Source organism: Tardiphaga sp. (assembly GCF_028290495.1).
Classification (GTDB): Bacteria; Pseudomonadota; Alphaproteobacteria; order Rhizobiales; family Xanthobacteraceae; genus Tardiphaga.
Map to the genome: position 1 here is coordinate 25,726 of NZ_JAQGJT010000021.1, position 12,319 is coordinate 38,044.

Annotated in this window: 12 protein-coding genes; 9 read left to right on the top strand and 3 right to left on the bottom strand. The window is 60.6% G+C overall.

Features of this window, described 5'->3' with window-relative positions:
* Nucleotides 1-55 precede the first annotated feature (55 nt).
* Nucleotides 56-313 carry a hypothetical protein gene (locus JWQ24_RS03475; protein WP_299804399.1) on the bottom strand — a complete coding sequence of 86 codons (258 nt, stop codon included), beginning with the start codon at nucleotides 311-313 and terminating at the stop codon, nucleotides 56-58.
* Between the two features lie 323 nt (nucleotides 314-636).
* Here JWQ24_RS03475 and coaD point away from each other — a divergent pair, with 323 nt between their 5' ends.
* From coaD to JWQ24_RS03505, 6 genes are all read left to right on the top strand, one after another.
* Nucleotides 637-1,134, top strand: a complete 498-nt coding sequence (gene coaD / locus JWQ24_RS03480) for a pantetheine-phosphate adenylyltransferase (RefSeq protein ID WP_299804401.1) — start codon at nucleotides 637-639, stop codon at nucleotides 1,132-1,134.
* A 26-nt stretch (nucleotides 1,135-1,160) separates the two neighbouring features.
* Nucleotides 1,161-1,748, top strand: a complete 588-nt coding sequence (locus tag JWQ24_RS03485) for a peptidylprolyl isomerase (RefSeq protein WP_299804404.1) — start codon at nucleotides 1,161-1,163, stop codon at nucleotides 1,746-1,748.
* Between the two features lie 49 nt (nucleotides 1,749-1,797).
* Complete coding sequence (locus JWQ24_RS03490; protein WP_299804406.1) at nucleotides 1,798-2,265, top strand: peptidylprolyl isomerase; 468 nt, start codon at nucleotides 1,798-1,800, stop codon at nucleotides 2,263-2,265.
* 98 nt (nucleotides 2,266-2,363) lie between these two features.
* Nucleotides 2,364-3,446: a tRNA preQ1(34) S-adenosylmethionine ribosyltransferase-isomerase QueA gene (queA, locus tag JWQ24_RS03495; RefSeq protein ID WP_299804408.1), complete on the top strand. Its 1,083-nt coding sequence runs from the start codon at nucleotides 2,364-2,366 to the stop codon at nucleotides 3,444-3,446.
* Nucleotides 3,443-4,576 carry a tRNA guanosine(34) transglycosylase Tgt gene (tgt, locus tag JWQ24_RS03500; protein ID WP_299804409.1) on the top strand — a complete coding sequence of 378 codons (1,134 nt, stop codon included), beginning with the start codon at nucleotides 3,443-3,445 and terminating at the stop codon, nucleotides 4,574-4,576. Before queA ends, tgt begins: the two co-directional genes overlap by 4 nt.
* A gap of 194 nt (nucleotides 4,577-4,770) precedes the next feature.
* Nucleotides 4,771-6,504 (top strand): hypothetical protein, encoded by a 1,734-nt coding sequence (locus JWQ24_RS03505; RefSeq protein ID WP_299804411.1) that lies wholly within the window; start codon nucleotides 4,771-4,773, stop codon nucleotides 6,502-6,504.
* Nucleotides 6,505-7,059: 555 nt separating this feature from the next.
* On the opposite strand, the gene JWQ24_RS03510 is transcribed toward JWQ24_RS03505, so the two are convergent.
* Nucleotides 7,060-7,491, bottom strand: a complete 432-nt coding sequence (locus JWQ24_RS03510) for a hypothetical protein (RefSeq protein ID WP_299804413.1) — start codon at nucleotides 7,489-7,491, stop codon at nucleotides 7,060-7,062.
* On the opposite strand from JWQ24_RS03510, the gene JWQ24_RS03515 reads away from it, so the two are divergent.
* A complete protein-coding gene (locus tag JWQ24_RS03515) occupies nucleotides 7,463-7,798 on the top strand; it encodes an FCD domain-containing protein (protein ID WP_299804415.1) in 336 nt (111 codons plus the stop codon). The genes JWQ24_RS03510 and JWQ24_RS03515 overlap by 29 nt on opposite strands.
* An 83-nt stretch (nucleotides 7,799-7,881) precedes the next feature.
* Here the strand turns inward: JWQ24_RS03515 and JWQ24_RS03520 are convergent, their stop codons facing one another.
* Nucleotides 7,882-8,862, bottom strand: coding sequence for a LysR substrate-binding domain-containing protein (locus JWQ24_RS03520; protein WP_299804417.1), 981 nt, complete (start codon nucleotides 8,860-8,862; stop codon nucleotides 7,882-7,884).
* Between the two features lie 138 nt (nucleotides 8,863-9,000).
* Between JWQ24_RS03520 and JWQ24_RS03525 the strand changes: the two genes are divergently transcribed.
* Together JWQ24_RS03525 and JWQ24_RS03530 are read left to right on the top strand one after the other, a co-directional pair.
* Nucleotides 9,001-10,455 carry an aldehyde dehydrogenase family protein gene (locus JWQ24_RS03525; RefSeq protein WP_299804418.1) on the top strand — a complete coding sequence of 485 codons (1,455 nt, stop codon included), beginning with the start codon at nucleotides 9,001-9,003 and terminating at the stop codon, nucleotides 10,453-10,455.
* Between the two features lie 32 nt (nucleotides 10,456-10,487).
* The gene (locus JWQ24_RS03530; RefSeq protein WP_299804419.1) at nucleotides 10,488-12,278 is read left to right on the top strand and encodes a thiamine pyrophosphate-binding protein; all 1,791 of its coding nucleotides are present in this window, start codon (nucleotides 10,488-10,490) and stop codon (nucleotides 12,276-12,278) included.
* Nucleotides 12,279-12,319: the final 41 nt, after the last annotated feature.

A 12,319-nucleotide genomic window follows, 5' to 3' on the forward strand; every position in this document is an offset into this window, starting at 1 on the left:
AGAAGCCCCCGGCCAAGCCGGGGGCTTTCTGATTCCAGTTCGCAGCCGCGAAGGCTTACTTGCGTACGGCGGTGACGAGGCGGGCTTCGCGGATCATCACGGTCTTGGTGGAGGCGTTGCGCAGGCAGGACGCCTCGAAGTTCGGCCAGGCCTGCTCGGAGCAGTTGCGGCCGACGGGCTTGATGTCGAGGCGGTCGCCCTTGGCCAGTGCCACCCGCACGGAGGCTTCCACCTTCGGGGCAAAGCCCGGGAGAACGGTGAGGGCGGCGGCAATAAACGCTGCAACGGCGATAGCGGAAAGAGCCTTGATCATGACGGTCCCCTGTCATTTGGGCCGTTTGGCCCGGTTGTTTGCGCTTCCTGTGCTGCCTGATTAACCAAGCCCGGTTTCAGGAGATTGTTGTCACCGCGGAATGAGGTTTCGTCGCCCGCCCGCATTGTGTCGTGCGTTGCCCGGCCACGACACAGTGGCCCGGAAAGCGCTGCGTTTTCAGCCTCGTCGCCCACCCTTCCCAATAGACGCGGTGCCCCCCGGTCCGGTTCGATTTTCAACCAAAAATAAACAACTCCGTGCCCGGCGATTTCCCGGGAACCAACCCGGCTTGCGGCTTTAAGTCAGGCGCGGTAGACGAAGCCATGCCCCGTATCGCGCTGTATCCTGGCTCCTTCGACCCCGTCACCAACGGCCATCTCGACGTGGTTCGCCATGCCGTGGGGCTGTGCGACAAATTGATCGTCGCGATCGGCGTGCACCCCGGCAAGAAGCCGCTGTTCACGACCGAAGAGCGGCTTGAGATGGTGGAAAACGTGTTCGCGCCGATCGCCTCGGCGGGCGGTTGCGCCTTTGACTGCACCACCTACGACAACCTCACCATCACCGCGGCGCAGCGGGCAGGGGCCACCATCCTGATCCGCGGCCTGCGCGACGGCACCGATCTCGATTACGAGATGCAGATCGCCGGCATGAACGAGACCATGATGCCGTCCGTGCAGACGGTATTTCTTCCGGCCTCGGTTGGCGTCCGCCCGATCACCGCCACACTGGTGAGGCAAATCGCGGCAATGGGCGGCGACGTTTCCGCGTTCGTGCCGCCGGCGGTTGCCAAGAGCCTCACGTCCAAATTCGCCGGTTGACCGGCTTTCTCTGATCCGGAGTTCACATGATCCGCATTCTCGCACTCGCCGCGGCGCTGTTCGTCGCTGCGCCCGCTCTGGCCCAGGCCCCCGCGGCCGCGCCGGCCACCGCGCCGCTGCCCGCCGGCCTCGACAAGGCCAATGCCATTGTCATCGACACCAGCAAGGGCCGCATCATCTTCAAGCTGCGCACCGATCTGGCGCCCAAGCACGCCGAGCGCATGAAGCAGCTCGTCCGCGAAGGCTACTACAACAATGTGCCGTTCCACCGCGTGATGGACGGCTTTATGGCGCAGACCGGCGATGGCCAGAACTTCAACGGCACCGGCGGCTCGAAGTATCCGAACCTCAAGGCCGAGTTCTCGCCCGTGCCGTACAAGCGCGGTATCGTCGGTATGGCGCGTAGCGCGTCGGAAGACTCGGCGAACTCGCAGTTCTTCATCATGCTGGCGGAGAACGCCGGCCTGAACGGCAAGTACACCGTGGTCGGTGAAGTCGTGTCCGGCATGGATGTCGTCGACAAGATCAAGAAGGCCCCGGCCGGTTCGGCCAGCGGCGCCGTCGCCGACCCCGACAAGATGATCAAGGTCCAGGTCGCTTCCGACATCAAATAACCGGCGTCGATCGTCGCCTGCACTTCACTTCAAACGAAAGAGATTCAACATGGCCGTTACCGAAAACACCCTGATCCTCGAAACCACCCAGGGCCCCGTCACCATCGAGATGCGTCCCGACCTGGCGCCGGGCCATGTCGCCCGCATCAAGGAGCTGGTTCGCGAAGGCTTCTATGACGGCATCGTGTTCCACCGCGTCATCGAGGGCTTCATGGCGCAGACCGGCTGCCCGCAGGGCACCGGTACCGGCGGTTCCGGCCAGAAGCTGAAGGCCGAATTCAACAACGAGCCGCACGTCCGCGGCACGCTGTCGATGGCCCGTGCGGCGAGCCCGGATTCCGGCGACAGCCAGTTCTTCATCTGCTTCGACGACGCCTCGTTCCTCAACAAGCAGTACACGGTGTGGGGCAAGGTCACCGAGGGCATGGAGAACGTCGACAAGATCAAGCGCGGCGAGCCGGTGCAGAACCCCGACAAGATCGTCAAGGCCCACATGGCCGCCGACGCCGCGGCGTAAGCCAACGACCATACGAGTGTTCATGATGCCCGGCCTCGTGCCGGGCATCCCCGTTTCAACGACCCTTGCAGCTAACGTGCTGCGCCAGATCGACCGAGATGCGCACCGACCTATTCGATTTTGAACTGCCCGCCGAGAACATCGCGCTGCGCCCCGCCAGCCCGCGCGATTCCGCGCGCCTGCTGGTGGTGCAGCCGGGTGCTGCGCTGCAGGACAGGACCATCGCCGATCTGCCGGACTGGCTGCGCCCGGGCGACCAGCTCGTGGTCAATGATACCAAGGTGATTTCCGCGCAACTCGCCGGCCGCCGCATCGGCCGCGAGCCGGAGACGAAGATCGACGCCACGCTGATCAAGCGGCTCGACGGCTCTCGCTGGCAGGCGCTGGTCAAGCCCGCCAAGCGGTTGCTGAAGGGCGACACCGTTCGCTTCGGCAGCGAGGGCCGGGTCTGCCTGCTCGGTCATCTCGACGCCGTCGTCGAGGCCAAGGGTGATGCCGGCGAAGTCACGCTGTCCTTTAGCTTTCATGGCCCCGCGCTCGACCAGGCGATCGCCGAACTCGGCGCGCCGCCGCTGCCGCCGTACATCGCCGCGCGTCGCAAGCCGGACGAGCGCGACGCCGCCGACTACCAGACCATGTTCGCGGTCCATGACGGTGCGGTCGCAGCCCCCACCGCGGGGCTGCATTTCACCCCGGCGCTCGAAGGCGCGCTGCGCGAGCGCGGCGTCGGGCTGCACCGGGTGACGCTGCATGTCGGTGCGGGCACGTTCCTGCCGGTCAAGGTGGACGATACGACCGAGCACAAGATGCATTCGGAGTGGGGCACGATCTCGCGCGAGACGGCGGACACGCTGAACGCTGCGCGCGCCAAAGGCGGCCGCGTCGTCGCCGTCGGCACCACGTCGTTGCGGGTGCTGGAAAGTGCTGCCACCGAGGACAACATGATCCATCCCTTCGCCGACGAGACCGCGATCTTCATCACGCCGGGCTACCGCTTCCGCGCGGTCGATCTGCTGCTGACCAATTTCCATCTGCCGCGCTCGACGCTGTTCATGCTGGTTTCGGCGTTCAGCGGCTTCGAGACCATGACCAAGGCCTATGCGCATGCTATCGCGACGGGCTACCGGTTCTATTCCTATGGCGACGCCAGCCTGCTGTTCCCGGATAAAACCACACCATGACCGTCGCCAATCATTTTGAACTGCTCGGCACCGATGGCACCGCGCGTCTCGGTAAACTGACCACGCCGCATGGCGAGGTCCGTACGCCCGCCTTCATGCCGGTCGGCACGCTCGGCGCGATGAAGGGCCTGCACTGGCGCGAAGTCCGCGATGCCGGCGCCGACATTGTGCTCGGCAACACCTATCATCTGATGCTGCGGCCTGGTGCAGAGCGGATCGCCGCGCTCGGCGGCCTGCAGAAATTCACCACCTGGAACGGGCCGATGCTGACCGATTCCGGTGGCTTCCAGGTGATGTCGCTGGCGCAGTTGCGCAAGGTGACCGAGCAGGGCGTCACGTTCCGCTCGCATATCGACGGCGCCAAATTCGAGCTGACGCCGGAGCGCGCCATCGAGATTCAGCGGCTGCTGAATTCTGACATCGCCATGCAACTCGACGAATGCGTGCGGCTGCCGGCCGAGCAGGCGGACATCGACCGTGCCATGCAATTGTCGCTGCGCTGGGCCGAGCGCTGCAAGCGCGCCTTCGAGACCGCACCGGATGGCTACATGCTGTTCGGCATCGCGCAGGGCGGCGACGTGCCTGCGTTGCGCCGCGCCAGCGCTCAGGGGCTGATCGATATCGGCTTCCACGGCTATGCGATCGGTGGGCTCGCGGTCGGCGAACCGCAGGACGTGATGCTGGCGATGATCGAGGAAGTCGTCCCGATCCTGCCGTCAGACCGGCCGCGCTATCTGATGGGCGTCGGCACGCCGGATGATATGCTGGAAGCCGTCGCGCGCGGCGTCGATATGTTCGACTGCGTGATGCCGACCCGCAACGGTCGCCACGGCATGGCCTTCACGCGCCACGGCCAGCTCAATATGCGCAATGCCCGTCATATCGACGATCCCCGTCCGCTCGACGAGGAAAGCAACTGGCCGGCAACGCGCGACTACTCGCGCGCCTATATCCATCATCTGGTGCGGTCAGGCGAAACGCTCGGCGCCATGCTGCTGTCGGAAATCAACATCGCCTACTATCAGAGCCTGATGCAGGGCATCCGTGCGGCGATCGCGGATGGCACTTTCACCGAATTCCGCGAACGCACCCGCGCCGGCTGGGCGCAAGGCGACATCGCGCCGCGCTGACATCCAGGGATAGTGCATCTGCGCCCCAAGGGCGTGCAGGCCACTCGGTGCGTCGGCATCCGTCATGATCCGGGCCCGAATGCCGGAGGCATTGGTTGCCCTAACTTTGAGACGCCACTCGATCTGAGGTTGCATTTCACTTGCTTTTAAGGAAAGCTTAAGGGGCTATTGCGGGGCAAAACGGGTGGGGCCAGATGAAAGTTCGCTTCAATAAAAACGTGCTGCTGCCCCTTTTCCTGATTATTTTCCACCTCAGCCAAGTCGACCACGCCGCCGCTGCTGCTCCGGATGATTTCGGAACAGTGATCAAACAAGGCTGGACGGACTTAATGAGTCTTCTGGGTGTAAATGACGTGCCGGTTGCCAACGCAATTAGGCCCAGCGTTAACCCGCCGAAAGGCGGAAGAAAGATGGACTCAACGAAGTTCTACCGTGTTGACGTCAAATGCACTGTAGATGTTGATACTTCGAAACTCATCAATAATGGGATTTCTATAAACAGCGACACTTTTGTGGCTCATTCTCTTTGGTTCTCAAGTGCGGGGGTGGACGGCGTCGTTCCGCCGAGTTCATCGAAGCTAATAAACGTATTTTCCTTCACCAAGGATTCGAGCGGGACGATTATCGATGTCCCGAACAATGCATGTTCTGAGACGTTCCTGTTGCGCGGAACCGATTCCGTCCTGACGGTGAGCTTCTCCCTGAGCGATACCAAGACACTCGGGGCTGTCCCGCAGGTATTCTACAGTGCCGCGAAGATGGCGGTCGGCATTGTGCCCATGCTTTTCGCGGGGCCCTTGGGAAAGACGATCGGAGATGCTGCCAAGGCAGCAGGCGAAACCGATGATCCGATGAAGGCTATCATCGCCGCCATGAACAAATCACCGCGAAAAGTTGCCGTCCCGACCAGGTTGACGGTTAGCAGTGCTCCCACGGTGATCAGAACGGCTCACAGCAAGGTCTCGCTGACCGTGACAGAGGTATCTGATATTTCGGTTCAAATCACGAAGGACAACGATCTTCGCGCGAGTTTTTACACCACCATTTCCACCATACAGGCGAGCTATTTGTCGGGGGTTACCACGGAATCTGCGACGCGTAGCAAATGCGGTAGTTTTGCAAATCAACTCAAGGATCAGTACAGCTTCAGCAAAAAGGATAGTAGCTTCTTGATCGGGTATTTTGCTCATTCGGCATTTCCCTCCGACCCCGTCGCGCGCCTGCGCTGCATCGGAAATCGCTTTAATGCGACCGACATCGTTGCCTATCAATTTATCTACAATGTCGATAGCGGAGCCGCCCAAGCGCTTACGCAGGAAGACATCGATAATTTTTTTCCGGAGAATGGTTATCCCAAGGCGCCTCTCGATAAAGGCGTGGCTTGGGCGTACGCGCAAAAGCTTTCAAATTTGCTTTCGATATTCGGAAAGGCCGAGCCTGGAGCGGGTGCGGAGGCGCGGACGTCGGCTGTCCGATGGATGGGAGCTGGGCCAATACGTGTGGATGACCTGACGGGTGCAATCAGTGCAGATACCATCGATATGAATGCAGACGAGTTGCTTTCGAAATTGGTTGGCGGTGGTGTAAGGCGCTTCGGTTGCTTCACTCAAAATCCGACCGTGGGCTTAGGCGCATTCGACGTCTTGATTCTGGGTTTTCCGTTGAATGTTCCTGCCGGCAACAGCGCTAACAAGTATGAGCTAGCCGATATTATCGGACTGCGTATGGTGTTTGGCGGCGTCGTAAAGCCAAAGGCATTGAACCAAGCGAGATCAATGCCGCCAGCGCAGATCAAGCAGGTGCAGATAACGAGCAATCGGGCGGCCACCCTTGAGGCGGCCAACGCAAACGGGGGCATGTGCGAGAGCGGAATTCAAATAAATCTTCCCGCGCCTGCCAAGCAGGTGGCAACTGCGGCGGCACAATAGGAATATAAGGCCGTTTATGCTTGGGGGGGCGGGCCGTAGCCGGCGAGTTGGCAACATGCCCCTGTCGGTCCGGAGCGATCGGATGATTGACGACTGCCACCTATATGGCGGTCGATCTCGCCCGTTCCGCTCGCCTGGTCGGCAGAGGTTGGCGAGTCGTCATGGGAACGACGTTTGTTCGGCTAGTGTGGAGAAAAGACTAGTCTGTCCATCAGCGCGCCCAAAAACCCGCGATTTTCCTAGCGTTTCCTAAACCGCGCTTCGAACGAAATGGCCATGAATTGCAGCCTAGACTGACTGTCGAAGAAGCAAAAAAAGCCCCTGAAAACGGGAGCTTATAGTTTGTCCAGGTCTTTCCTCAGAACTTAAGGTCAGATCGTTTGTAAAACGTAGCGTCAAGGCCTGCTAGTTTCTCAGCCGGTTTGATATTTTGAGCGGTCAGTCCTCTCCGAACCGCGGAGGCGTTGCGACCTTCGCTCAAAAGATAAAGAGAGACATACTCAACTCGAAATCGTTCCAGTTCCGCAAGCGGGAATAGGATTCTCGGACAGCGGTTTACAGGATCCACGACCCGGATAATTTCAATGATGCCGCGGCGGGCGATCTCGCGCAGAACAGGCGCCGGGATCTGGAGAAGTCGGCTTGCCGGAACGCCGGCAAGCCATCCACCGTCGGTCCCCTTACCAAGGCTTTGACTTCGTCAAGTTTGAGCACAAGCGCCTCAATTCCTTTCAATTTAGGTAGCCGCCCAACCCATCGCACTTTCCGATCAGGGATCAGTTGAATAATGTCAGCGAGTGATCGCTCAGCATGGTGAGCAACAATTCGAAGTTGCATGACGTAAGCGCTTTTCTGCGTGATCGGTTCGGCATCGATTGAAAGACTCTGCAGGAACTGATCGAGCTCGTAGTCAAAGTATCGGTCGTCGTTTTCCCCGCTGGTAATACGATGGCGGTGGATGAAGCCCGTCTTAAGCAGGATTTGCATAGAAGTTTCGCTGACGTTGAGGCGCTTCTCGGCTTGCAATAACGTCAGGCTGCACTTCCACCGCTCGATCCACGAAGCTGCGCGTAACCAGTATCTGACCTCCGCGCTCGGGCAGCTTGCGGATTCGCTTTCGCTGCTGCCTGGGACCACCTTCGAGGCGCCGGGGCGCGCGGCCGTTGCATCGAACGAACATCGCGACATCATTGCTGCGATCAGGAAGCACGACGGCGCGAGAGCTGAGGCGGCGGCGCGCAGCCACATCGCAAAAGCCTGCGATACACGGATCTCGATGATGTTCCGCAGTTGATCGCTAGCATCTTCAGGCCAGGGCATTTCAAAGGCAGCGGAGAGTTCACTCTCTTGCCGATTCTTCGTACCATGACGGAGGTTTCAGATGACCAGATCGGTCACCGTCTCCTTGACGTCCGATTGATTGCCAATCAGCGAAACACCCCGCCACTGCTTTGACGTGACCAGCATCCGCGCCGTATCCCGCAATTCGATCGCAACGGCAGAAGCCGCCGGCGAAAGCAGGTTGGACGCGATCGAATACAGGTAGTTTCGCCGCGTGATGTGTGCGTCGGAGATGGACAGCGCGCGCCAGTGCTTGCCGCGCTCGCCTTCGTGCTGCAAGGCGGACATCGGTTTAATCGTGACGCCCATGCCGTCATAGACGCAGCTCATCAGCAGCGACAGTGAATCGATTTCTGCCACCACATGGGGCGTCAGATCGCGTCGTTCGAATTCCGCCACGACTCTTCGGCGAAGGCCGTGGGTCGATGTCGGCAGAATAAGAGGCAGCGCGGCGACCTCGGTCACGGTGATGCTGGTTCGGTTGGAGGGAACCAGCGGGCTGTTCTCGGGCAACAGCAGAAACAGTTCTTCTTCCAGCAGCGGGGTCGCATCGAGCTTCGAGGAGATGTCGTTTGTGAACAGAATCGCCAGATCAAGCTGCCCCAGTCGCATCATCTGGCCGATATGTCCACTCATGCCCTCGACGACATTGAGCAGAATGCCCGGGTGCTTCTCGTGAACGCGTCGCATCAGGGGAAGGCCGATCGCCACCACGGTTGTTGCCGGCAATCCGAGCGAGACCATGCCACGCACTTCGCCGGCTTCCTGGCGCGCGATGCAGAGCGCCTGATCTAGCTGGCGCAGCATGAATCGGGCGTGATGATACAGCGCCATTCCGTTGTCGGTCGGCGTCACGCCACGGGCGGTGCGGATCAGGAGCGGCTTGCCGACCTCATCTTCCAGCTTGGCAAGATGTTGGCTGAGCGCCGGCTGAGCAATGAAAAGGCAGCGTGACGCTTTCGAAAAGCTTCCGCTCTCCACGATCTGGGCGAAATAACGTAACTGACGGAGGTCCATAGGTCTCACACCAAAATTCTGAAATACCCCGAGCTATATGATGTCGTTATAGCACCCAATGCAATTCGGTATTTTCGTCGGGATTCGATCTACCCTAAGACCGCGATCAACAAAACAAGAAGCAGGGAGATAGACGCAATGGCGATAGGCCTGGCTCATCAGTTATCGCTTGGTGATCTGCCCTCCTGCCATTTGCTGATTGCAGGAAAATGGGTTGCGGGCGCAAAAACAGCTGTCGTAACCGACAAGTTTCGTCTGAAACCCTATCTGAACGCCCAATTGCCTTCCCGCGTGCAAGTCAAGGAGTGCGTCGCAGCAGCCAACGCCGCATTCCTCGCAGATTCACTCACTCCCTATGACCGCGGCGCTATTCTTGATCGGACGGCGGCCCTGATCGAGCGCCGGGTCGACGATCTGGTGGAAGTCCTGTGCCGCGAAGCCGGCTTTACGCGCCGCGATGCTGTCGGCGAAATCCAGCGTTGCGCCACCACGTTCCGGCTATCCGCTGAAGAAGCGCGCCGCTTTGCGGGCGACATGGTACCGATGCAGGGCGCGGCCGGGCAGGCTGGCCGGATCGGTTTTACGCTGCGCGTGCCGCTCGGCGTAATCTGCGCAATTACGCCGTTCAACGCGCCGCTTAATACCGTGGCGCATAAAGTCGGCCCGGCTCTGGCCGCGGGCAATGCCGTGGTTCTCAAGCCGTCGCTTCATACGCCGATGACATCGTGCATCATGGCTGAGTGCCTGATCGCCGCAGGTCTTCCCGAAGGTTTGATTTCCGTCGTGCACGGCGAGAGCGAAGTGGCGCAATGGCTGCTCAACGATCCGGTCGTCAAGTTCTACGCCTTCACCGGTAGCACGGAAGTGGGGCGCTTGATCCAGTCCAGCGCAGGCCTGCGGCGCACGCAGATGGAGCTCGGGTCAATTGCGCATTGCATCCTATGCGACGATGCTGACCTCGATGTTGCGTTACCGAAAGTCATCAACGCCGGATTTCGCAAGGCGGGGCAGGTCTGCACGTCGATCCAGGTTCTGCTTGTGCATGAGTCGCTGATCGATGTCGTAGAGCGCAAACTCACGGCTTTGGTCAAGGCGCTGCCTTATGGAGATCCGGCCGACGACCGGACTGTCGTAGGTCCGGTGATCAGCGAAGTGGCGGCCAAACGCATCGAATCCTGGATCGGGATGGCGATCGCCGCCGGCGCGCGTCGTCTTGTCGGCGATGAGCGCCGCGGATCGGTAGTGCCGCCCACCTTGCTCGCCGACGTCGACAAGGGCACGCCGCTCGGATGTCAGGAAGTATTCGGCCCCGTGATGTGTATCTCGCCATTCTCCAGTCTGGACGAGGCGATCGCGCGAGTGAACGCAACACCGTACGGCCTGGCGACAGGGATCTTCACCCAGAATCTCGGTGGAGCGATGCTCGCTGCGCGGAAACTGCAGGTCGGCGGCGTCCATATCAACGAGACGCCGAGTTCGCGGGTTGATCTGATGCCGTACGGCGGATCGAAGGACAGCGGATTTGGCCGTGAAGGACCACATTACGCTATTCGTGAGATGAGTGAAGAACGCATGGTCACCATTCTGGCTTGAGGCCACGCGTCGAAAATGAACAGGAATAAACTATGACCAAGATGAAGGGCGGCGAAGTCATCGCCGAGTATCTCGTCAAGCAAAAGGTGCCCTTTGTTTTCGGTATCTGCGGCCACGGCAACGTCGGTATTCTCGATGCGCTGCACAGCGTGCGCGATCAGGTCAAACTAATATCGCCCCGTCATGAACAGTGCGCCGGCCACATGGCAGACGCTTACTTCCGCGTGAAGCATCGTCCGGTTGCGACGCTGACATCCACCGGGCCGGGCTCGGCGAACATGGTGATGTCATTGGCTACCGCGCTCTCGGACTCGTCGGCCTTTCTGGCGATCACAGCCAACGTTCCGACGTCGCAAGCGAACCGCGGCCCATTTCAGGAGCTCTATGCCCACAACCAGTCGGATTTCGCGCAGGTTCTGCGACCGGTCGTCAAGCGCTCGTTCCAACCCAGCCGCGTCGATATGCTGCCACTCGCGCTCCGGCAGGCCTTCGATACGATGGTCACGGGCCGCCCGGGTCCGGTGAACATAGACATTCCCTACAACGTGTTCCAGGAAGAGGCCGACGTCGAACTGCCGGCGTTGTCCCATGTTCATGGTGCGCACCGGCCAAGCGCGAGCGAGGCTGACATCAAGGCTGCGCTCGATCTGCTGGCGCAGTCCAAGCGCCCGGTGTTCTTCATCGGCCAGGGAACGACGCTGGCGGAGGCCGGCCCCGAAATCGCCGCGCTGCAGAAGACGCTCGGCATTCCGGTCATCACCTCGCCAAACGGTATGGGCTGCGTGCCTTCCGAGGATCCGCTGACGCTCGGCTTCATTGGTCGCAACGGCGCCTATCCCGCCAATCAGGCCGGCCGCTTCGCCGATCTGGTGATCTGCATCGGTACGCGCTTCGACGACCGCTCGTCATCAAGCTGGCACGCCGGCTATTCTTGGAATTTTCCCGGCACCAAATTGCTCCAGGTCGATATCGATCCAACCGAGTTGGGTCGTAACTACCCGCCGACGCTCGGCATCATCGCCGACGCCAAGGTGTTCGCGGCCCAGCTCATTGTCGGCCTGCCGAAGCGCAGCGAGATCTCCCGCGAGAACTTCGGGGATTGGCGCGCCGACGTAGCGACGTGGCAGGCCGAGTGGGAAGCCTTCATCCGCCCAAACTTCACATCTGTGACAACGCCGATCCGCCCCGAATACGTCGTCGATGCATTGATGGATGTGTTGCCGGATGATGTGATCCTGTCGCTCGACTCCGGCGTGCATCACAACTGGTTCATGCAGTTCTGGAAGCCGAAGCGCGCGCAGAGCATGCTCAACAGCTGGGGTTACTCGTCGATGGGCTTTGGCGTCTGCGGCGTGCTCGGCGCGCAGCTCGCAGCACCCGATCGGCCTTGCGTGGCCGTGGTCGGCGATGGTGGTTTCATGATGGCGCCTTACGTCGTCGCAACCGCCGTGGAATATGACCTGCCGTGCATCTGGATCGTCTGGAATAATTTTGCTTGGGGGGCCATTCGCGACATCCAGTATGGCCTGTTCGAAGGTCGCGAGATCGGCACCGCCTTCTACAAGGGCAACCAGGGCCCGGGCGGCGAGCGCTACAATCCGGATTTTGCAGCGTGGGCCCGCGCCTGCGGCGCGGATGGGGTCACCGTCACACGCAGCGAAGACCTGCGCGGTGCCGTCGAGACCGCCATCAAGAATCGTCGACCGTGCGTCATCGACCTGCACGTCGATTCCGAAGTGCGGCCGCCGTCGACCGGCACCTGGGAGCTGCCGCCGATTCCCTTCAAGGAACCGGTTTTCGGCAAGCCGCACCGCACGAGCTGAGCGAAAAACAAAAAAACTAGAAACGATCAAACCAGGGAGGA